Origin of the sequence: Nocardioides phosphati, from assembly GCF_014646375.1 — a bacterium.
GTDB classification, from domain to species: Bacteria; Actinomycetota; Actinomycetes; order Propionibacteriales; family Nocardioidaceae; genus Nocardioides; species Nocardioides phosphati.
The window spans coordinates 206,612-227,441 of the sequence record NZ_BMNI01000004.1 but is presented as its reverse complement, the minus strand read 5'-3'; the positions used below and the strand labels follow the sequence as shown (position 1 = coordinate 227,441).

21 protein-coding genes are annotated in these 20,830 nt (G+C 73.0%); 12 read left to right on the top strand and 9 right to left on the bottom strand.

Annotation, left to right across the window (positions count from 1 at the left end):
• Positions 1-21: 21 nt before the first annotated feature.
• Genes alr through tsaD form a run of 6 tightly spaced genes read left to right on the top strand, consistent with a single transcriptional unit; the run spans position 22 to position 5,569 of the window.
• Complete coding sequence (alr, locus tag IEX47_RS10460; RefSeq protein WP_229662790.1) at positions 22-1,170, top strand: alanine racemase; 1,149 nt, start codon at positions 22-24, stop codon at positions 1,168-1,170.
• On the top strand, positions 1,167-2,303 hold the full coding sequence (locus tag IEX47_RS10455; protein ID WP_188783948.1) for an alpha/beta fold hydrolase: 1,137 nt from the start codon (positions 1,167-1,169) through the stop codon (positions 2,301-2,303). Before alr ends, IEX47_RS10455 begins: the two co-directional genes overlap by 4 nt.
• The gene (gene tsaE / locus IEX47_RS10450) at positions 2,300-3,268 is read left to right on the top strand and encodes a tRNA (adenosine(37)-N6)-threonylcarbamoyltransferase complex ATPase subunit type 1 TsaE (protein ID WP_188783947.1); all 969 of its coding nucleotides are present in this window, start codon (positions 2,300-2,302) and stop codon (positions 3,266-3,268) included. The genes IEX47_RS10455 and tsaE overlap by 4 nt, the downstream gene beginning before the upstream one ends.
• 23 nt (positions 3,269-3,291) lie before the next feature.
• Entirely contained in the window at positions 3,292-3,942 is a 651-nt protein-coding gene (tsaB, locus tag IEX47_RS10445; protein ID WP_188783946.1) for a tRNA (adenosine(37)-N6)-threonylcarbamoyltransferase complex dimerization subunit type 1 TsaB, read from the top strand.
• Positions 3,939-4,523, top strand: coding sequence for a GNAT family N-acetyltransferase (locus tag IEX47_RS17975; RefSeq protein ID WP_229662789.1), 585 nt, complete (start codon positions 3,939-3,941; stop codon positions 4,521-4,523). The genes tsaB and IEX47_RS17975 overlap by 4 nt, the downstream gene beginning before the upstream one ends.
• Before the next feature lie 5 nt (positions 4,524-4,528).
• Positions 4,529-5,569 carry a tRNA (adenosine(37)-N6)-threonylcarbamoyltransferase complex transferase subunit TsaD gene (gene tsaD / locus IEX47_RS10435; RefSeq protein WP_373289211.1) on the top strand — a complete coding sequence of 347 codons (1,041 nt, stop codon included), beginning with the start codon at positions 4,529-4,531 and terminating at the stop codon, positions 5,567-5,569.
• A 139-nt stretch (positions 5,570-5,708) separates the two neighbouring features.
• Here the strand turns inward: tsaD and rocD are convergent, their stop codons facing one another.
• From rocD to IEX47_RS10420, 3 genes are read right to left on the bottom strand one after another with little or no spacing between them, the layout of a single operon-like run.
• Positions 5,709-6,908, bottom strand: coding sequence for an ornithine--oxo-acid transaminase (gene rocD, locus IEX47_RS10430; RefSeq protein ID WP_229662788.1), 1,200 nt, complete (start codon positions 6,906-6,908; stop codon positions 5,709-5,711).
• On the bottom strand, positions 6,905-7,765 hold the full coding sequence (ddaH, locus tag IEX47_RS10425) for a dimethylargininase (protein ID WP_229662787.1): 861 nt from the start codon (positions 7,763-7,765) through the stop codon (positions 6,905-6,907). Before ddaH ends, rocD begins: the two co-directional genes overlap by 4 nt.
• 41 nt (positions 7,766-7,806) lie before the next feature.
• Positions 7,807-8,997 (bottom strand): class I SAM-dependent methyltransferase, encoded by a 1,191-nt coding sequence (locus IEX47_RS10420; protein ID WP_188783944.1) that lies wholly within the window; start codon positions 8,995-8,997, stop codon positions 7,807-7,809.
• Between the two features lie 40 nt (positions 8,998-9,037).
• Between IEX47_RS10420 and IEX47_RS10415 the strand changes: the two genes are divergently transcribed.
• The gene (locus IEX47_RS10415; protein WP_188783943.1) at positions 9,038-9,322 is read left to right on the top strand and encodes a hypothetical protein; all 285 of its coding nucleotides are present in this window, start codon (positions 9,038-9,040) and stop codon (positions 9,320-9,322) included.
• A gap of 18 nt (positions 9,323-9,340) precedes the next feature.
• Here IEX47_RS10415 and IEX47_RS10410 read toward each other — a convergent pair whose 3' ends face one another.
• Positions 9,341-9,718 (bottom strand): hypothetical protein, encoded by a 378-nt coding sequence (locus tag IEX47_RS10410; RefSeq protein ID WP_188783942.1) that lies wholly within the window; start codon positions 9,716-9,718, stop codon positions 9,341-9,343.
• Between the two features lie 102 nt (positions 9,719-9,820).
• Between IEX47_RS10410 and IEX47_RS10405 the strand changes: the two genes are divergently transcribed.
• The gene (locus IEX47_RS10405) at positions 9,821-10,162 is read left to right on the top strand and encodes a hypothetical protein (protein WP_188783941.1); all 342 of its coding nucleotides are present in this window, start codon (positions 9,821-9,823) and stop codon (positions 10,160-10,162) included.
• 3 nt (positions 10,163-10,165) lie between these two features.
• Positions 10,166-11,389, top strand: a complete 1,224-nt coding sequence (locus IEX47_RS10400) for a site-specific DNA-methyltransferase (RefSeq protein ID WP_229662786.1) — start codon at positions 10,166-10,168, stop codon at positions 11,387-11,389.
• On the opposite strand, the gene IEX47_RS10395 is transcribed toward IEX47_RS10400, so the two are convergent.
• A complete protein-coding gene (locus IEX47_RS10395; protein WP_188783940.1) occupies positions 11,350-12,132 on the bottom strand; it encodes a phosphatase PAP2 family protein in 783 nt (260 codons plus the stop codon). The two genes, IEX47_RS10400 and IEX47_RS10395, sit on opposite strands and share 40 nt — an antisense overlap.
• 26 nt (positions 12,133-12,158) lie before the next feature.
• Positions 12,159-13,580, bottom strand: coding sequence for a WS/DGAT/MGAT family O-acyltransferase (locus IEX47_RS10390; protein WP_188783939.1), 1,422 nt, complete (start codon positions 13,578-13,580; stop codon positions 12,159-12,161).
• A 112-nt stretch (positions 13,581-13,692) separates the two neighbouring features.
• Between IEX47_RS10390 and IEX47_RS10385 the strand changes: the two genes are divergently transcribed.
• The 3 genes from IEX47_RS10385 to IEX47_RS10375 all read left to right on the top strand — a co-directional run bounded on the left by IEX47_RS10385 (position 13,693) and on the right by IEX47_RS10375 (position 17,518).
• Positions 13,693-14,838, top strand: a complete 1,146-nt coding sequence (locus IEX47_RS10385) for an FUSC family protein (protein ID WP_188783938.1) — start codon at positions 13,693-13,695, stop codon at positions 14,836-14,838.
• Positions 14,839-14,875: 37 nt separating this feature from the next.
• The gene (locus IEX47_RS10380; protein ID WP_188783937.1) at positions 14,876-16,192 is read left to right on the top strand and encodes a threonine/serine exporter family protein; all 1,317 of its coding nucleotides are present in this window, start codon (positions 14,876-14,878) and stop codon (positions 16,190-16,192) included.
• Positions 16,193-16,336: 144 nt separating this feature from the next.
• Entirely contained in the window at positions 16,337-17,518 is a 1,182-nt protein-coding gene (locus IEX47_RS10375; RefSeq protein ID WP_188783936.1) for a S53 family peptidase, read from the top strand.
• Positions 17,519-17,580: 62 nt separating this feature from the next.
• Here IEX47_RS10375 and IEX47_RS10370 read toward each other — a convergent pair whose 3' ends face one another.
• The 3 genes from IEX47_RS10370 to IEX47_RS10360 are packed head-to-tail and all read right to left on the bottom strand — an operon-like array spanning position 17,581 to position 20,807.
• Entirely contained in the window at positions 17,581-18,423 is an 843-nt protein-coding gene (locus IEX47_RS10370; RefSeq protein WP_188783935.1) for an SDR family NAD(P)-dependent oxidoreductase, read from the bottom strand.
• Positions 18,424-18,468: 45 nt separating this feature from the next.
• Positions 18,469-19,299: an SDR family NAD(P)-dependent oxidoreductase gene (locus tag IEX47_RS10365; protein ID WP_188783934.1), complete on the bottom strand. Its 831-nt coding sequence runs from the start codon at positions 19,297-19,299 to the stop codon at positions 18,469-18,471.
• On the bottom strand, positions 19,296-20,807 hold the full coding sequence (locus IEX47_RS10360) for a flavin-containing monooxygenase (protein WP_188783933.1): 1,512 nt from the start codon (positions 20,805-20,807) through the stop codon (positions 19,296-19,298). The genes IEX47_RS10365 and IEX47_RS10360 overlap by 4 nt, the downstream gene beginning before the upstream one ends.
• Positions 20,808-20,830 lie beyond the last annotated feature (23 nt).

Here is a 20,830-nt window from a genome sequence, read left to right as displayed (position 1 = left end):
GCTGCTGACAGAATCGGTCGCGTGAACACGCCCAACGCCGAGCTCGTCGTCGACGTCGCGGCCATCCGGCACAACGTGCGACGGCTCAAGGAGTGGGTCGGCCCGGGCGTGCAGATGATGACCGTCGTCAAGGGTGACGGCTACGGCCACGGCATGGTCCCGGCCGCGCGTGCTGCGCGGGCTGCCGGCGCCGAGTGGCTGGGCGTGGCGACGCTCGAGGAGGCACTCACGGTGCGCGCCGCGGGTGACACCGGCCGGCTCCTGTGCTGGTTGGCTGTCCCCGGCCAGGACTTCGCGCCGCTGGTGGCCGCCGACGTCGACGTCACGGCGTACACCGTCGCGGAGCTCGACGAGATCCGCGCGGCTGCCCGTTCCGTCGGTGAGCGGGCGCGGGTCCAGCTGAAGGTCGACACCGGCCTCTCCCGCGGCGGCTCGACCGCGGCCGACTGGCCCGACCTCGTCGCCGCCGCCCGTCGTGCCGAGCTCGCCGGCGAGCTCGTGGTCACCGGCATCTGGTCCCACCTCGCCGCCTCGGAGGACCAGGCCCACCCGGCCAACGACGCGCAGGAGAAGGCGTTCCTCGACGCGCTCGACGTGGCCGAGGCGGTCGGCCTCCGCCCCGAGGTGCGGCACCTCGCCAACAGCGCGGGCGCCGTGCTGCGCCCGTCGGTCCGCTTCGACCTCGTGCGGTGCGGCATCGCGTCGTACGGCCTGGACCCGGCGCCGGGGGTGACGCCGGCCGGGCTCGACCTGGTGCCCGCGATGACGGCGCGTGCCCGGCTGGCGATGGTCAAGCACATCGACGCCGGTGCCGGCGTCTCCTACGGCCACCTCTGGGTCGCCGAGGAGCCCACGACCGTCGGCCTCGTCCCGGTCGGGTACGCCGACGGCGTGCCGCGGCACGGCTCCGGCGCGCTCGAGGTCGCCGTGGGCGGCGAGCGCCACCCGGTGCGCGGGCGGATCTGCATGGACCAGTTCGTCATCGACCTCGGCGCCGACACGACGGCGCAGGCGGGTGACGAGGTGCTCCTCTTCGGCACCGGAGCCCGCGGCGAGCCGACCGCCGGCGAGTGGGCCGCGTGGTGCGACACCATCAACTACGAGATCGTGACCCGCATCGGCGGGCGCTTCGCGCGGGTCGTCATCGACAGCGCCGAGGGAGACGCATGAGCTGGAAGAGCCGCGCCCTGACCGCCGCCGGAGCTGCGGGCGTCGCCGCCGCAGGCACCGCCTACGGAGTCGCCCGCCACCGCCACATCATCGCCAGCCGTGGCGCGGGCGAGAGCGTCCGGCTCGGCTCACTCCACTCCGAGCCGCGGACCGTGGTCGCCGCCGACGGCGTCGCGCTCCACGTCGAGGTGGACGAGCTGCCCGCCGAGACCGGTCGGCGCGCACGCCACCGTGGGCGGTCGCGCGGCAACGAGCCGCGCATCGAGGACCTCACCGTCGTCTTCGTCCACGGCTTCACGCTCAACCTCGACTCCTGGCACTTCCAGCGCGCGGGCTACCGCGGGCAGGTGCGCACCGTCTTCTACGACCAGCGCTCCCACGGCCGCTCGGGCCGCGCCAGCCGCGAGAACTCCACCATCGAGCACTGCGCCGACGACCTGCTGCGCGTCCTCGACGAGGTCGCCCCCGACGGTCCGGTCGTCCTGGTCGGCCACTCGATGGGCGGCATGACGATCGTCGCGCTCGCCGAGGAGCACCCCGAGCTCTTCGGCACCCGCATCGCCGGCGTCGGCCTGGTCGCCACCACCGCCGGCGGGCTGAGCCCGCTGCACATGATCGTCCCGGTCATCCCCGAGGGCTTCGGCGCCGACATCGCCCAGCGCGTCATGGCCGGCCTGGCCCGTGGCTCGCGGGTCATCGAGCACATGCGGCGGCTCTCGTCGTCGGTGGCGCTCGTGGTCACCGACATGTTCGCGTTCGGCGACGAGGTGCCGGCGGCGTACATCGAGTTCGTCGACCAGATGATCTCGGCGACGCCGTTCGACGTGCTGTCGGAGTTCTTCCCGAACTTCGACGCGCTCGACAAGTTCGCGGTGCTCAACGCGCTCGAGCGCGTGCCCACGGCGATCATCTGCGGCACCGCCGACAAGCTGACCTCGGTCGGCCACAGCCGGAAGATGCAGAAGGCGATCGCCGGCTCCGTGCTCACCGAGTGCGAGGGCGCCGGCCACATGGTGCTCATCGAGCGCCACGAGCAGGTCAACGCCGCGCTCGACCAGCTGATCGCCGGCGCGCTCGACCCCGCGACCTGGCCGGCCGAGACGACCCCTGACGCGAGCGTGGAGGCTCCGTGACCGTCGAGATCCAGCGGATCGGCCCCGAGGCCGCGTCCGACCTGTACGCCGTCGTGCGCGCCGCCTTCGAGGGTCGCCCGCCGCTCGACCCGCCCGCCGACGCGCTCGCGGAGACCGTCGAGTCGCTGGGCGCCGCGCTGGGCAAGGGACCGGGCGGGCTGCTCGCCACCATCGACGGCGCCGTCGTCGGCGGCCTCGTCCTCGACCCCACCGCCACCGCGCACGGAGAGCTGCTCGCCCTGCGCCGGTTCGGCGTCGTCCCGACCGCGCGGCACCACGGCGTCGCCCATGTCCTGATCGGCGCGGCGGTCGACGCCGCCCGCGAGCTCGGCATCGCCGGCCTCACCGTCCTGGCCCGCCAGGAGCTCGAAGCGACGATCGGCTTCTGGAACAGCAGCGGCTTCTCCGAGGTCGCCCGCCACGCGCCGTACGTCGAGATGGTGCGGCCGCTCCCTGCCGGTGCGGAGGCGCCGGATGCCGACGCGATGCGTGCGCTCGCCGGCGACCTGGCCAAGGTGCTGAAGGCCGGCGACCTGCTGGTGCTGAGCGGGGAGCTCGGCGCCGGCAAGACGACGTTCACGCAGGGGCTGGGGGAGGGGCTGGGTGTCCGCGGGGGCATCACGTCACCGACGTTCGTGATCGCGCGGGTGCACCCCTCGCTCGTCGACGGCCCGGCGCTCGTGCACGTCGACGCCTACCGCCTCGGCGGGCTCGAGGAGCTCGACGACCTGGACCTCGACACCTCCCTCGACGAGGCCGTGACCGTCGTCGAGTGGGGCGCGGGCATGGCAGAGGCGCTGGCCGACGAGCGGCTCCACGTCCAGATCACCCGCGCCGTCGGTGCCGCGGGGGCGGGCGACGGTGACGACGACCCGCGCCGGGTGGAGTTCGTGCCCGTCGGCGCGCGGTGGCTCGGTGTCGCCCTGCCCGGGGGTGGGCTGCCCGGGGGCGGACTGCCCGGCTGAGCCGCTCTGGTTAGCCTGTCCTCGTGCTCCTCGCCTTCGACACCGCCACCGCACAGGTCAGCGTCGCCGTCCACGACGGCTCCGACGTCGTCGCCGAGCGGGTGTCGGAGCAGGCGATGAAGCACGGTGAGCACCTCGCGCCGCTGATCGCCGAGGCCCTGGCGTCGGCCGGTGCCACCGTCAGCGACGTCACCGGCATCGCCGTCGGCGTCGGCCCGGGTCCGTTCACCGGCCTGCGCGTCGGCCTGGTCACCGCCCGCACGCTCGGCCTCGCGCTCGACGTGCCGGTCCACGGCGTCTGCACCCTCGACGTGCTGGCCGCCGAGGCGGTCGCGAGCGGCGCGGTCGTCGGCGACTTCCTCGTCGCCACCGACGCCCGCCGCAAGGAGGTGTACGTCGCCGGCTACTCCGCCGAGGGCACCCGGCTCAGCGGACCGGACGTGCTGCGGCCCGCTGATGCGGCCTCGCTGCGCCCCGTCGTCGGCGAGGGTGCGGTGCTCTACCCCGCCGACTTCCCGCACGCCGTCGGCCCGGTCCGCCCGAGCGCCGGGTGGCTGGCCCGGCTGGTCCTCTCGGGCACGGTCGAGCCGCTCGACCCCGAGCCGCTGTACCTCCGCCGGCCCGACGCCGTCGCCACCGCTGCGCGCGTCGCCGCCGAACGCCCCTCGCCGTGACCGACCCCCTCCCGCCCGCGGCTGCGGGCGCCGCCGACGTGGTGCTGCGTCCCGCGGTCGCCGCGGACGCCGCCTCGATCGCGGCACTGGAGGTCGTGCTCTTCGGTGCGGATGCGTGGTCGGTGGACCAGGTCGTCGAGGAGCTGACCGGCTACGGACGCCGGGGATGGGTCGTCGAAACGGCTCCATCCGGATCGAGCACGGATCTCGGCTCGATCCAGATCGAGTCCGCGGACGAGGCACCTCGCGATGGCGAGCGCCACGGGGGAGCCGCGCCCCTTCATGAACCTTCATCACGCGGCTACGTGATCATGCGGACCGTCGGCGACGTCAGCGACCTGCAGCGGATCGCGGTCGCCCCCAACCTCCAGCGGGCCGGGCTGGCCGCACGCCTCCTGGCGGCGGCGCGTGCCGGCGTACGGGAGGAGGGAGCGGAGCGGATCCTCCTCGAGGTGGCGGAGGACAACGCCGCGGCGCGGGCCTTCTACGCGCGCGAGGGGTTCGTGGAGATCGACCGGCGGCCGCGCTACTACCGGCACGAGGTCGACGCACTCGTGCTCCAGCTGGAGTTGGCACAATGACCCGCATGAACGAGCCCCTCGTCCTCGGCATCGAGACCTCCTGCGACGAGACCGGCGTCGGCATCGTGCGCGGCCACACGCTGCTGGCCGATGCCGTGGCGAGCTCGGTCGAGGAGCACGCCCGCTTCGGCGGAGTCGTCCCCGAGGTCGCGTCGCGCGCCCACCTCGAGGCGATGGTCCCGACGATCCAGCGCGCCTGCTCCGACGCCGGCATCGCGCTGCGCGACGTCGACGCCATCGCGGTCACCTCAGGCCCCGGCCTGGCCGGCGCCCTGCTCGTCGGCGTCGCGGCTGCCAAGTCCCTCGCGCTCGCCCTCGACAAGCCCCTGTACGGCGTCAACCACCTCGCCTCCCACGTCGCCGTCGACCAGCTCGAGCACGGCGCCCTGCCGGACCGCTGCCTGGCGATGCTCGTCTCCGGCGGCCACTCGTCGCTGCTCCTGGTCGACGACATCACCCTCGGCGTGACGCCGCTCGGCGCGACGATCGACGACGCGGCCGGCGAGGCCTTCGACAAGGTCGCCCGGGTGCTCGGGCTGCCCTTCCCGGGCGGTCCGCACATCGACCGCGCGGCTCGCGACGGGCAGATCACGATCGACTTCCCGCGCGGGCTGTCGACCCGCAAGGACCTCGAGCGGCACCGCTTCGACTTCTCGTTCTCCGGCCTCAAGACCGCGGTCGCCCGCTGGATCGAGGCCCGCGAGGCGTCGGGCGAGCCGGTGCCGGTGGCCGACGTCGCGGCGAGCTTCCAGGAGGCGGTCTGCGACGTGCTGACCCGCAAGGCGATCGACGCGGCGGTCAGCAACGACATCGACACGATCATGATCGGCGGCGGTGTCGCGGCCAACTCGCGCCTGCGTGCGCTGGCCGAGGAGCGGGCCGCCGCGAAGGGGATCCGCGTGCGGGTGCCGCGGCCGGGGCTGTGCACCGACAACGGCGCGATGGTCGCCGCGCTCGGCTCCGAGCTGGTCGCCCGCGGGCGTCAGCCCTCGGCGCTCGACCTCCCGGCGGACTCCTCGCTGCCGGTCACGACCGTCGTCGCCTGATCCCTCAGCCGGTCGCGCGCAGCGCGACCTGCACGAGGGGGACCCCCGCCAAGACCATCCGTCGCTCGTTCCTCGCTCCTCCCGCCAGACCCAGCCATTGACGGGGGTTCCCCCTCGTTCCGGCCGCGCTGCGCGCGGCTCAGTGCAGGGCGGAGGCCAGCGCGTCCATCGCCTGGTCGATCTCGTCGGGTTCGACCACCAACGGGGGAGCCAGCCGCAGCGTCTGCCCATGGGTGTCCTTCGCGAGCACCCCGCGGGAGAGCAGCCGCTCGCAGACCTGGCGCCCGGTGCCGACCTCGGGCGCGACGTCGATGCCCGCCCAGAGGCCGAGGCTGCGGACGCCGGTGAGCCCGTGGCCGACCAGCTCGTCGAGGCGCGACCGGAGGTGGACCCCGAGCGACGTCGCCCGGGCCTGCCACGTGCCGTCGGAGAGCATCGTGACGACCTCCAGCCCGACGGCGCAGGCGAGCGGGTTCCCGCCGAACGTCGACCCGTGCTGCCCCGGCTCGAAGACGCCGAGCACGTCGTCGTCCGCGCAGACCGCCGAGACCGGCAGCACCCCGCCGCCCAGCGCCTTGCCGAGCAGCACCACGTCGGGGGTGACGCCCCAGTGGTCGCACGCCAGCGTCCGGCCGGTGCGGGCCAGGCCGCTCTGCACCTCGTCCGCGATCAGCAGGACGCCGGCCTGCGTGCACGCCGCACGCACCTGCGGGAGGTAGTCGGGCGGGGGCACGATCACGCCCGACTCGCCCTGCACCGGCTCGAGCAGCACCGCGACGACGCGCGGGTCGTCGAGGGCGGCCGTGAGCGCCGCGGGGTCGGCGTACGGGACCGTGCGGAAGCCGGGGGTCCACGGGCCGAAGCCGTCGTGGGCGACCGGGTCGTCGGAGAAGCTGATGATCGTGGTGGTGCGGCCGTGGAAGTTGCCCGAGGCCACGACGACGACCGACTCCTCGCACGGGACTCCCTTGACCTTCTCGCCCCAGAGGCGCGCGAGCTTGAGGCCGGTCTCGACCGCCTCGGCGCCGGTGTTCATGGGCAGCACCATGTCCTTGCCGACGAGATCGGCGAGTGCCGCGCAGAAGGGACCGAAGCGGTCGTGCGAGAAGGCGCGCGACACCAGGGTCAGCCGGTCCAGCTGGGCGTGGGCGGCGGCGAGGATGCGCGGGTGGCCGTGGCCGAAGTTGAGCGCGGAGTACGCCGCCAGGAAGTCGAGGTGGCGTCGGCCCTCGACGTCGGTGACCCAGACGCCCTCGGCATGGGCGGCGACGATCGGCAGCGGGGCGTAGTTGTGGGCGGCGTGGGCCGCGGCCAGCGCGAGGTGGTCGGCCGTGCTCACGCGACCTCCTCCGAGCGGACCTCGAGCGTGCAGCACTTCGCCCCGCCGCCGCCCTTGAGCAGCTCGGACATGTCGACCGGCACCGGCACGAAGCCGCGGTCGGCGAGCTGGGCGCGCAGGCCGTGGGCTGCGGCCGCGACCACGACGTGGCGCCCGTCGGAGACCGCGTTGAGCCCGAACGCGACGGCGTCGGCCTCGGTCGCCTCGATCGCGTCGGGGAAGAGGCGGCGCACGACCGCCTGGCTGCCCGGGCTGAACGCCGGCGGCCACCACGCGACGGTGCGGTCGTCGAGCACCGCGAGCGCCGTGTCGAGGTGGTAGAACCGCGGGTCCACGAGCTGCAGCGAGACGACGGGGATGCCGAAGAGCTCCTGCGCCTCCGCGTGGGCGGCCGGGTCGCTGCGGAAGCCCATGCCGGCGAGCAGCCAGTCACCGGCCAGCAGGAAGTCGCCCTCGCCCTCGTTGACCGCGACCGGCTCCGTCACCTGCAGGCCCGCGGCGGCCAGCCACGCGGCGTACGCCGGGGCCTCGGGGGCACGCTCGGGGTGCCGGAAACGTACGGCGAGCGCGCGGCCGCCGAGGGTGAAGGCGCCGTTGGCGGCGTAGACCATGTCGGGCAGGCCGGGCAGCGGGTCGACGAGCTCGACGGTGTGGCCGAGGTCGACGTACGTGCGGCGGAGGTGCTCCCACTGCGCCCGGGCGAGCGCGGCGTCGACCGGCCGGGAGACGTCCATCCACGGGTTGATCTCGTAGGTGACCGCGAAGTGGTCGGGCGGGCACATGAGGTAGCGCCGCCTGCGGGCCCGCCGGGTCAGGGGGCCGTTCACAGGCGTGTCCGGGATTGCCATCTCCGCCATGCGACGACGGTACTCCCGGGCTGATGCCCGCGGCGGCTGAATCAGAGCGGCTCGACGAGGTACGCCGCCCCGGCGCCGGCCACGCGGGTCATCACCAGCGTGCCCTCGTTGTCGCCGCTCAGCGCGAGCCGCTTGCGCAGCTGCTCGGGCACGACCTGCACGCCCCGCGGCTTGATCGCGAGGCGTCCGATGCCCCGCTCGCGCAGGGCCGCCTTGAGCTGCTTCTCGCGGTAGGGGAGCTCCTCGACGACGCGATAGGTGCGCGCGAAGGGAGTGCGGAACGCGCTGTCGGCGGTGACCCACGCGATCTTCTCGTCGACCAGGCCGCCGTCGACGCCCGCGGCCACGGCGGTGACCAGGCCGGAGCGGATCACGGCGTCGTCGGGCTCGTAGAGGTAGCCGCCCATCGCGCGGACCGGCCGCTCGGCCTGCCCCTGCCACGGGTCGTCCTCGTCGGTGAGCGTCGCGAGCCCGCCGGAGGCCGGGATGACGGTTGCGCGGCGGCGCGCGGTGGCCAGCGACGGGGACCAGAGCGCGGCCTCCTTGAGGTCGCCGGCCTCGCTGACCCACTCGGCCTCGACGCCCTCGGGGAGCAGGTCGTGGGGGATGCCGGGGGCGACCTTGACGACCGAGGCGCGGGCGAAGAGGCCGAGCACGAACTCCCACGAGGGCGTCCAGCCGTTGACGTCGAAAACCCTTCCCGAGCTCGTGCGCCGCGCCGGGTCGGCGAAGCAGGCGCCGAAGCCGTCGAGGTCGAGCTGGGTGGAGTCGGCGACCATCACCGCACCCTGCAGGCCGAGCGCCTCGAGGTTGGCCCGGGCCACCTCCACGCGCAGCGGGTCCAGGTCGACACCGGCGGCGGTCAGCCCCGCCCGCGCGAACGCCGCGAGGTCGCCGCCGATGCCACAGCCGAGGTCGACGACGCTCGTGGGCTGGAAGGCGGCCAGTCGTGCGGCCCGGTGCGCGGCGATCCGCGGGCGTGTGGCCTGCTCGAGGGCGTCGGGCACGAAGTACATCCGCAGCGCGTCGTCGCCGAACTTCGCCACCGCGCGCACCCGCAGCTGCACCTGGCTCAGCGCGGCGGTCGCGCGCGCGGCGTCCGGCTCGATCCTGCGCACCGCGGACGCCGCGGCCACCGGGTCGCCGGCCGCGTCGGCGTACGCATGGGCGGCGCGGCCGAGCAGCTGCTGGCCGGCGTCGGTGAGCAGCCAGCGGAAGGCATCGAGGTCCACGCGCGGAGCGTAACGAAGTCGTGCGTGGGACCCTGAGGCCATGCACGTCTACCTGATGCCGCTGAAGCGCTTCCTGGCCTGCCACGTCTGCGGTGGCACCCGGTTCCTGCAGCGCGAGATCAAGATGAACACGAGCGGCATGTCCTTCTTCGACCTCGACTGGGCCAACAAGTCCGCCGACGGTGCGGTCTGCCTGCGCTGCGGCTTCGTGCACACCTTCATGGGCAACGGGCTGCAGTGGCTGCAGCCGGAGAACGTCAAGCCCGAGGACCTCCCCGCCGACCCGCTCGCCGGCACGGACACGGCCGGCAACAGCCCCGCCTGACAGCGGGGAGACCGCGCGTCAGCGGCGGCGGATCACGCGACCCGGCGTGCGGAGCACCGCGTTGCCGCCACGCACACCGAGGCGGGCCCCGCCCACGGCACCACGTACGCCGAGGCGCGCGGCTGCGCCGGGCGCGCGGACCGCGCTGCCGACCGGGTCGGTGATCGCGCCGGCCACGACGGCCGCGTCGTCGAGGTGGGTGAGCACGAACGGCAGGTGCTTCACGGCGCGCAGGTCGCCGTGCCGGATCACCGGCGGGACGGCCGCGACCGTCACCTTCACCGCGAGCCGGGCGGTCCGCACCGACGTCCGCACCGTCGCCGGCGAGGGCAGCGCCGCGGAGAGGGGTGCGGGCAGGGCTGCCTTCGGGATCTGTGGCAGGCGCGGCTTCTTCATGCGCCGGACGATATCGTCGGAAGGGTCCCGCCGGTCGATGACGCGGGGCACCTCACACGCCGGCCGGCACGCACCGGCGGGCGCACGACAAGGGGAGAGCCGATGGGCAAGGCCACCACGACCGCGAAGGTGCTCGGGGCGGGCGCGAAGCTCGCCGTGAAGTACGGCCCGCAGGCCAAGATCGCCTGGGACAACGGCGGCAAGCAGGCTGGTGCCGCCGCGGCGAAGCGGGCGAAGTCCGTCACCGCCCGCCGCAAGGCGATGAAGCAGGCGGCCACGGTGAAGGACGGCTCGATCCTCAAGGTCGCGCCCGGCGGCACCACGGCGTACGTCGTGTTCACCGGCAACCAGCCGATCGCGACGTACCCGCCGTCCAACCTGCCCTTCGAGGTGCTGCTCGCGCACGCCGACCTGGCCAGGCGCGTCCGGGCTCCGCGGGCCTGAGGCGTGGCCGAGCTGCGCCCCGACCCGGGCAACCCGCCGGCGGGTCCCGACGGCGCGCGCACGGTCTTCGTCGAGGGCGACAACCTCGACGTGCTGCCGCTGCTCCCGAAGCTGCCCGAGCTCGGCGGGCGCGAGGTCGACCTGGTTTACATCGACCCGCCCTACAACACCGGCAACGGCTTCGCGTACGCCGACAAGCAGGGCTACGGGCGCGGGCGCCACGAGGCCTGGACCGGCATGCTCCGACCCCGGCTGGAGGCGGCGCGTGACCTGATGGCGCCGGGTGGGGCGCTCTTCGCCAGCATCGACGACAACGAGGTCGCGCACCTGCGGCTGCTGCTCGACGAGGTCTTCGGCGAGCGGAACTTCGTGGCCCAGGTGGTCGTCAACCTCAACGCCAAGGGCCGTCAGCTCGGTCCCTTCTTCGCGACGAACCACGAGTACCTCCTCGTCTACGCCCGCTCGCTGGCCGACTGCGCGCTCGACCCGACGAGCACACACGAGGTGAGCGAGCTCGACTTCCCGCAGGTCCACGACGACGGCCGCCGCTTCCGCCACCTCCCGCTGCGCAACACCAACAAGAAGTCCAACCCCGAGACGTGCCGCACGCTCGCCTACCCCCTGTACGGCGACCCGGTCACCGGCCGCGTCGGCGTGCAGGCCTTCGAGGGCGCCCGGGAGATCTGGCCGGTCTTCGGCGACGGCGCCCCTGCCGTGTGGCGCTGGTCGGTCGCGCTCGCCGCGGAGCGCCCCGACGACCTCGTCTGCCGCACGATCCGCGGCCGGCTGGGGGAGCGCGTCGACATCTTCCAGCGCGACTGGCTCCACCCCGACCGTCGCAAGAAGCTCCGCACGATCTGGACCCACGACGAGGTCGGCTCGACAGACACCGCGGTCGCCGAGGTCAAGGCGCTCGTCGGCAAGGTCTTCGAGTCACCCAAGCCGACCGGCCTGCTCCGGAGGATCCTCGAGACCTACCCGCCCGACGCCGTCGTCCTCGACTTCTACGCCGGCTCCGGTACGACGGGGCACGCGGCGCTGCTGGCCGACGCGGCCGACGGGGGCTCGCGCCTCTCGATCAGCGTCAACGCCCCGGAGCCGACCCGTGCCGGCTCGCCTGCCCGCGCGGCCGGCTTCGAGCGGGTCAGCGAGATCACCGAGGCACGGCTCCGCGCGGCTGCAGCGACCTACGGCGCGGGCGTGGCGGCGTACCGGTTCGTCGGCTGAGCGACCTCGCCCGGCACGCGGGCCGGGCGCGGTGCGGACGGCGTGCGGTGGACGACCCACCACGCGGCCGCGATGATCGCCTGGCCGAGCACGACGTCCACCAGCCAGTGGTTGGCGGTGACGACCACGACCACGTCGGTGCCGAGCGCGTAGACCACACCGAGCCACCGCAGCAGTCGCGAGGCCGTCACGGACCAGATGGCGAGTGCGACCCAGAGCGCCCAGCCGGCATGCATCGAGGGGAGAGCCGCGAGCTCGTTCGTCAGGCCGCCGAGGCCCTGGGGCGCCGAGCCGGAGGAGCCCCACCAGCCGAGGTCGGAGTGGAGCGCCATGATGTCGGTGAACCCGTCCATCATCCGGGGCGGTGCGGTCGGCAGGGTCAGGTAGAAGCCGAGCGCGACCAGGGTGGCCAGCACGAGGGCGCGGCGGGCGTGGACGTACGTCGTGCGGCCACGGCCGAAGAGCCAGACCAGGGCGCCCGCGGTGACGAGGTAGTGGAGGCTGGCGTACCAGTAGTCCGCGGTCACCCCGACCCATGCATGGTCGGTCGCGAGCCGGTTGAACCAGCCCTCGCCGGGCAGGTGCAGGACACGCTCGAGGCGCCGGAGCTGGGTCGCACGGGCGGTGGCTGCCCGCAGGTCGCTGCTCGCAGCGGTGCGCGCAGCGCAGTAGAAGAGGTAGAGCGCTGCGATAAGCGCGAGTTCACGTGTAGCCGGCCCGAGCCCTCTCCGAAGGCGCCCCATCACTCCCCAGTTGTACTACACAGACGTCAGGATTGGACGCCGGCGGCGCGCTCGAGGTCGACCAGGGCGTCCTCGAGGTGGACCAGCAGGCGCTGCAGGTGCGGCACGGTGCGGCGGCAGCCGGTCAGGCCGAGGCCGACCTGGCCGTTGTAGGAGACCGCGGTGACGTTGAGCGCCTGACCGTGCATGGGCACGGAGGCGGGGTACATGCCGACGAGCTTGGCGCCGTTGTAGTACATCGGCTGCTTCGGCCCCGGCACGTTGGAGATGGTGATGTTGAACGGCGGGTTGACCACGCTGTTGAGGCGCAGCAGCGGGGTCAGCATCGACGGCGCCATGCCGAGACCGGCCATCGCCATGATCTGCGACTTCGTCATCGACGCCATCATCTCCTTGCCGGCGGCCATCGACTCGTGGATCGACTGGAGCCGGTCGGCCGGGTCGGCGAGCTCGGTGCCGAGCCGGACCATCAGCGTGCCGACGGCGTTGCCGCCCGCGGTCGAGGCGATGCCCGACTGCTTGGCGTTGAGCCCCACCGGGACCATCGAGACCAGGGAGGTGTCGGGCAGGGCGTTGAGGTCCTCGAGGTAGGCGCGCAGGGCGCCGCCGTTCATCGCCAGGAGGACGTCGTTCATCGTCGTGCCGGTGGCGTTGCCCACCCGCTTGAGCCGCTCGAACGACCAGTCGTCGGCGGCGAAGCGGCGGGCGCCCGTGATCCGCTGGTTGAGGATGGTCTTCGGGGCTGCGAAGGAGACCGGGCCGGCCTTCGGCAGCGCGAGCGAGTTGCCCAGCGACTTGAGGGTCGCGCCCGGCAGCCCGGCGGCGTCGGCGATCGCGGCCAGCGTCGAGCGGATCGCGCTCGGCGGGATCTCGGCCAGCGCCTTCGCGTGGTCGCTGCGGCTCCGCTCCCGGGCCTCGCGCGGCGCCTTCTCCTGCCACGCGAACGGCGGCTTCATGCCGCGCTGGTCGGGGTCGGGGGAGAAGCTGCTCGAGAGCAGCCGCATAGCGGAGACGCCGTCGACGAGGGCGTGGTGGATCTTGGTGTACATCGCGATCCGGCCGTCGGCGAGGCCCTCGATCAGGTGCGTCTCCCACAGCGGCCGGTCGCTCGCCAGCCGCTGGCCGTGGAGGCGCGAGGTGAGGTCGAGGAGCTCACGGATCCGTCCCGGCGAGGGCAGGGCGCTGTGGCGGACGTGGTGCTCGATGTCGAAGTTCTCGTCCTCGGTCCACACCCACTGGCCCGCCGTCGCGAGCGAGCGGTGCGGCCGCTTGGCGAACAGCGGGTTGAGCCGGTCGGTGAGCAGCTGCTCCTCGTAGAGGCGGCGCACGTAGTCGTCGCCGGCGTCGTCGGGCTTCTCGAAGAGGAGCAGCCCGCCCACGTGGATCGGCATGTTCCGGCTCTCGGCCAGGAAGAACGCCAGGGACTGCGGATCGATGGGGGTCGCCATGGTGCTGCCTCTTCTCCTCCAGTCGTACGCCGCGGCGTACGCCGGGTGGGCCGGATGCAGGGCAGCCTAGCCACCCGCTCCCCCCGCCGGTCCGGTCTGGAAGGATTCGGACATGGAGCTCCCGCTGCCCCCGCTCGACGTCGTCCGCACCCGGGGGCGCACCTCGCTTGCCGCGCGCCGTCGCCGGCTGCGGGCGAAGGCGTGGCACATCGGGCAGTGCGCGGTCGCGGCGGCGCTTGCGTGGTTCGTGGCCGCCGACGTGCTCGGCCACGCGACGCCCTTCTTCGCGCCGGTGGCGGCGGTCGTCGCGCTGGGCACGTCGTTCGGCCAGCGGCTGCGGCGGGTCGCCGAGGTGGCGGTCGGCGTCGCCCTCGGCGTCTTCATCGGCGACATGCTCGTGCTGCTGCTCGGCAGCGGCTGGTGGCAGATCGGGCTCGTCGTGGTGATCGCGATGAGCACCGCGATCCTCCTCGACGGTGGTCAGCTGATCGTCACGCAGGCGGCCGTCCAGTCGATCATCGTCACCGCGCTCGCCTCCCAGACCGGCACGGGCCAGCCGATCGACCGCTGGATCGACGCGCTGGTCGGCGGTGGGTTCGCGCTGCTGGCGGCGGCCGTCGTGCCGGGTGCCGCGCTGCGCAGGCCCGGCGAGCAGGCGGCCGTCGTGGTGCGCAAGGTCGCCGGCCTGCTCCGGGCCGCGGCCGACGTGATGGTCGAGGGCGAGGTGGAGCCGGCGCTCGAGCTGCTCGCCGACGCCCGCACCACCGACCGCCTGGTCCGCGAGCTCCGCGCCGCTGCCGACGAGGCGCTGGCGGTCACCGTGTCGCCGCTGCGCCACCACCACCGCGAGCGGATGAAGCAGATGGTCGCGCTGGCCGACCCCGTCGACAAGGCGCTGCGCACGACGCGCGTGCTGGTGCGGCGTACGGCGGTGGCGGCGTACCACCGCGCGCCCGTCCCGCCGGCGTACGCCGAGGTCTGCCGCGAGCTCGCCGACGCCGCGGACCTGGTGGCGAGGGCGCTCGCCGACGGCACGGACCTGCTGCCGGCCCGCGAGGCGCTGCTCGCCGTCGGCCACCGGACCTCGGGACTGGGCCGCTCGCACGCCCTCTCGATCGAGGTCGTCCTGGCGATGCTCCGGGGTCTCACCGTGGACCTGCTCGAGCTCACCGGGATGCGCGCGCTCGAGGCGACCGACGCGATCCCGCTGCCGAGCCGCAACTGGATCGACAGCGCGGACCGCCCCGAGCCGGGCTGATGGTTCCGAGTCACCACCACCTTGGGACGATGAGCCCATGACCGAGACGCGTCAGCGCCACATGACGATCGACCTCTGCCTGCGCATCGGGGAGCTGCTGCTCTCCTCCGGCGCAGGCGCGGCCGACGTCGTGGCGACCATGCAGTCGGTCGCCCGCCACCTCGGCCTGCGCAACGCCAACGTCGACGTGACGTTCACGGCGCTGGCGATGTCGTGGCAGCCGGACCCGGGGGAGCCGCCGGTCGCGCTGCTGCGCAACGTCGTCCAGCGCGACATCGACTACGAGGACCTGAGCCGGGTCGACCACCTGGTCCGGCAGATCCTCGACGACTCCGTCGACCTCGCCGAGGCCCGCGCGACCGTGGCGAGGGTGAGCTCGACCGGCCACCGGCGTGGCCGGGCGAAGGTGACGCTGGGCTGGGGCGCGATGTGCGCCGGCGTTGCGCTCATGCTCGGCGGCGGTGCGCTGGTCTGCGTCATCGCCTTCGCTGCTGCGGCCGCCATCGACCGGCTCCAGAGTGCGATGGCGCGTCGCCGGCTCCCGCGCTTCTACCAGCAGGTCGCCGGTGGTGCGGTCGCCACCATCATCGCGGTGGTGACCGCCTCGCTCGACCCCTCGCTCGACCCGTCCCTCGTCGTCACCGCCAACATCGTCATGCTCCTGTCCGGCATCGGCTTCATGGGTGCCCTGCAGGACTGCCTCACGGGCTTCTACGTCACCGGCAGTGCCCGCATCACCGAGGCGCTGCTCGCGACGGCGGGCATCATCGCCGGGGTCAGCGGCGGCCTCTCCTTCGCCCACGTCGTCCACGTCGACGTCGGGCGGATCGAGCAGTGGCACACGAGCCTGCAGGGTGTCGCGCTGATCGCCCTGGGCGCCGCGATCTGTGCGGCCGGGTTCGCCTACGCCTCCCACGCGCCGAAGCGGACCCTGGTGCCGGTCGCGGCCCTGGCCGCGCTCGCGCTCGTCATCTCCCGGGCGATCCAGACCGGAGGCTTCGGCGCCACCTGGGGCACCGGGGTGGCGGCGTTCGTCGTCGGCCTGATCGCCTGGACGCTGAGCCGCTGGTTCTCGGTGCCGCCGCTGGTCATCGTCGTCTCGGCCGTCGTGCCGATGCTGCCCGGCTTCTCCATCTACGGCGGCCTCTCCCAGCTCGGCGGCGAGACCGCCACGCCGGCGGCCGGCATCCTCTCGCTCGTCACCGCGGCGTCGATCTCCCTCGCGCTGGCGGCCGGCGTCATCCTCGGTGAGTACGTCGCCCAGCCGGTCACCCGCGAGGCCCGCAAGCTCGAGCGCCGTCTCGCCGGCCCGCGCCTCGTCGGCCCGCTGCGCGCCAAGGCCGGCGGGCGCTGACCGGTCCGTGACCCGTCTGTGACCCGAGGGCCCGGATCGGTCCGACTTGTCCATTGCAACCGACGGCGTCGCGGGTGCACCGTGGGGGGAGCCGGGTGCGTGGGCGCGCCGTGGGGCCGGCTGCTACTCCAGGAGTCACCACTGATGAGGAAGTCACTTCTGTCGCTCGTGCTGGCGATGGTCGCAGGATCGGGGTGGCTCGCGCCGCCCGCCGCCGACGCCGCCCAGCCGCTGCACCCGCGTGCCGTCTGCGGCACGCCGGCCCACGGCTCGGCCGCCTGCCACGCCAAGGTCATGGTCGACGCGTCGGGCGCCGTGCCCGCCTCGACCACGCCCGCGGCGTCCGCACTCTCCCCGGCGCAGCTGCAGGACGCGTACAAGCTGACCGGGCTCGCCTCGGGTGGCAAGACCGTCGCGATCGTCGACGCCTACGGCTACCCGGGCCTCGAGAGCGACCTGGCGACGTACCGCTCCTACTGGGGGCTGCCTGCCTGCACCTCGGCGAGCGGCTGCCTCAAGGTGATCGACCAGAACGGCGGCACGAGCTACCCGCGCATGGACGTCGGCTGGGCCGGCGAGCAGGCGCTCGACGTCGACGCGGTCTCGGCGATCTGCCCCGACTGCAAGATCGTGGTGGTCCAGGCGAAGACGGCGTCGTTCGCCAACCTCGGCGCGGCGGTCAACACCGCGGCGAAGATCCCCGGCGTCGTGGCGATCTCCAACTCCTACGGCTCCAACGGCGACGCCTCCGACGCCACCTACGGCAGCTCCTACAACCACCCGGGCATCGCGATCACCGCCTCGACCGGTGACAACGGCTACCAGGGCGGCTCCTACCCGGCGTCCTCGACGTACACCACGGCGGTCGGCGGCACCTCGCTCGACAAGGACAGCAGCGCCCGTGGCTGGCGCGAGGCCGCGTGGAGCGGTGCGGGCTCGGGCTGCTCGACGTACAACGCGCAGCCGGCCTTCCAGTCGACCACGGTCACCGGCTGCGCGAAGCGGGCCATGGCCGACGTCTCCGCGGCGGCCGACCCGGGCCACGGCGGCATGGCGGTCTACTACCCGACCAGCCGCTCGACGTCGACGTGGGCGCAGGTCGGTGGCACGAGCGAGTCGTCGCCGATCATCGCGTCGGTCTACGCGCTCGGCTCGAACTCGCTGGCCGGCTACCCCAACGCGGTGCCGTACGCCCACACGGCCAGCCTCTTCGACGTCACCAGCGGCAGCAACGGCACCTGCCCGACGACGCAGTGGTGCAACGCCCGCACGGGCTGGGACGGCCCGACCGGCCTCGGCACGCCGAACGGCGCCGGCGCCTTCTGAGGCACAACGCGCACGGGCCCGGCTGCAGCTGCAGCCGGGCCCGTGCGTCGTTCAGCGGTGGATCAGTGCTTGGCCTTGGTCGCCTTCATGACCCGGCCGGAGCCGAGGGCGATCAGGTCCTGGTAGTGCGAGCCGGTGAACTTGCCGAAGTTGTGCACGGCGTGGGCGTCGAGGCCGATCAGCAGGCGCGCCTTGTTCTTCTTCACGGCCTTGAGGATCTGCTTCGCGGCCGACTCGGCGGTGGTGCGCGCGAGGTACTTGTCGAAGAGCTCGGCCGTCTTCGCCTGGTCCTCCTTCTCCGAGACGCGGGCGTTGCGCGCGATCGCGGTCTTGATGCCGCCGGGGTGCACGACGGTCACGCCGACGCCCGTCTTGTTGAGCAGCATCTCCTCGCGGATCGCCTCGGAGAGGCCGCGGACGGCGTACTTCGTCGCGTTGTACGCCGACTGGCCGGGCATCGAGACGAGGCCGAAGAGCGAGGAGATGTTGACCAGGTGGCCGTCGCCCGACTCGATCAGGTGCGGCAGGAACTCCTTGGAGCCGTTGACGACGCCGTGGAGGTTGATGCCGAAGATCCAGTCGATGTCCTCGTAGGTCAGGTCGACGAAGTCGCCGGCCAGGGCGACGCCTGCGTTGTTGACGACCAGGTTGACCCGGCCGAAGTGCTTGACCACGTCGGCGGCGTACGCCTGGAAGGCGGCGCGGTCCGCGACGTCGAGCCGCGCGGTCTGGACGTCGGTCGCGCCGGCGTCCTTCGCGAGGCCGGCGGTCTCGGCGAGCCCGACCTCGTTGACGTCCGAGATGGCGAGCAGGGCGCCTTCCTTGGCGGCCTCGACGGCGAGGGCCTGGCCGATGCCGGAGCCGGCACCGGTGATGACGACGACCTTGTCCTTCAGGGACTTCATGGGGGTTCTCCTGCGAGTGGTGGGTGTGCGGCGATGATGCCTGAGTCAGCGGACGACGGGAAGGATGCGCTTCTTGGCGAGCGCGAAGACGTCCTGGTAGCGCGAGCCGGTGAGCTTGGCGAACTGGTGGATCACGTGGGCGTCGTAGCCGACCAGCAGGCGCGCCTGGTCCTTGCGGACGGCGCCCCAGATGATCGAGGCGGCCTTCGCCGGCTCCATCCGGCCGACCCGGTCGAAGAGCGCGTTGAGCGCGTCGGCGTCCTCGTGGGCGGTGGTGCGGCCGTTGCGGACGATGTTGGTGCGGATGCCGCCCGGGTGCACGCAGGTCACGCCGACCGGGTGCCGCGCGATCAGCATCTCCTCGCGAAGCGCCTCGGTGAAGCCACGGACGGCGTACTTCGCCGCGTTGTACGCCGTCTGGCCGGGCATCGAGACCAGGCCGAAGAGCGAGCTGATGTTGACGACGTGGCCGTCGCCCGACGCGATCAGGTGGGGCAGGAACGCCTTGGTGCCGGTGACGACCCCGTCGAGGTTGATCGACATCAGCCAGTCGTACTCCTCCAGCGTCATGTCCTCGAAGTCGCCGGTCATCGTGACGCCGGCGTTGTTGACGATGACGTTGACCCGGCCGAAGTGAGCGGCCACCTCGTCGGCGTACGCGAGGAAGGCGGGGCGGTCGGCGACGTCGAGCTGGGTGCTGTGGACGTCGGTGGCGCCGGCGTCCTTGGCGAGCGCGACCGTCTCGGCGAGACCGGCGACGTTGACGTCACTGATCGCGAGCAGGGCGCCCTTCGACGCCGCGTGGACCGCGAGTGCCCGGCCGATCCCGGAGCCGGCGCCGGTGATGACGACGACCTTGTCCTTCAGGGACTTCATGCGGTGACGGCCTCTCGGGTCGGGGCGGAGTCGACGACGTACTTGTCGGCGTCGAAGCGTGACAGGTGGTGGCGGAAGGTGAACGTCTGGCCCGGCCAGAGGGTGGTGTTGTGGCCGAACTCGTCGAGGTACCAGCTCGCGCAGCCGCCGGTGGTCCACACGGTCGGCTTCATCCGCTCCTGGATCGCGTCGCTCCAGGCGTCCTGCGCCTCCAGGGTCGGCTCGACGGTGACAGCGCCCGTACGCCGCAGGTGGCGCGCCGCCTCGACGACGTACCGGACCTGCGACTCGATGATGAAGATCATCGAGCTGTGGCCGAGCGCGGTGTTGGGGCCGACCAGCTGGAAGAGGTTGGGGAAGCCGTGGACGGTCGTGCCCTTGTAGGCGCGCATGCCCTTCTCGCTCCACACCTCGGCCAGCGTGCGCCCGTCGCGACCGGTGACGTGCGCGGCGATCGGCGGGTCGGTGACGTGGAAGCCGGTGGCGATGACGAGCACGTCGATCTCGCGGGTGTTGCCGAGGGTGTCGACGATGCCGGTCGGGGTGATCTCGGCGATGCCGTCGGTGACCAGCTCGACGTTGGCCGAGGCCAGCGCGGGATACCACTTGTTGGAGACGAGGATCCGCTTGCAGCCGGCGCGGTAGGCCGGGGTCACCTTGGCGCGGAGCTCGGGGTCCTTGATCGCCTTGGCGATGTTGGCCTTGCCCTGGCGCTCGACGACCTTGAGCAGGTCGGGGAACTTCGCGAACGCCGGCACGCGGCCCTCGAGGGTCGCGTAGACGCCGGCACGCACCGCGCGCTGGACGCCGGGCACGCGGCGGAAGAGCTCCTTCTCGACACGCGTGAAGCGGCGCTCGTTGCGGGGGATGATCCAGTTCGGGGTGCGCTGGTAGACGTCGACCTGCGCCGCGACCTTCTGCACCTCGGGCACGAGCTGGATCGCGGAGGCGCCGGTGCCGATGACGGCGACGCGCTTGCCCTCCAGCGAGACGTCGTGGTTCCAGCGGGCGGAGTGGAAGGTCTCACCGGCGAAGGAGTCGATGCCCTTGATGTCGGGGAGCGACGGCTCGGAGAGGCCCCCGGACCCGGAGATCAGGGTGCGGGCGGCGTACGTGAGCTTCTTCTTGCCGTTGACGGGGGCGACGGTGACGATCCAGCGCTTGAGGCCGTCGTCCCACGTGGCGTCGAGGACCGCGGTCTCCAGGACGACGCGGTCGAGGATGCCGGCCTCGGTGGCGACCTTCTTGGTGTACTCCCAGATCTCCTGCTGCGGGGAGTAGACCTTCGACCAGTCGGGGTTGAGCGCGAACGAGTAGCTGTAGAGCTGGCTCGGGACGTCGCACTCGGCGCCCGGGTAGGTGTTGATGTGCCAGGTGCCGCCGACGTCGCTGTCCTTCTCGATCACGACGAGGTCGGTCTCGCCCGCCTCGTCGAGCTTGATCGCGGCGCAGAGACCGGCGAAGCCGGCTCCGACGATCAGGTGGTCCACCTCGGTGTGCTGAGTCATGAGTCGAGAGTAGGGAGGCTGTT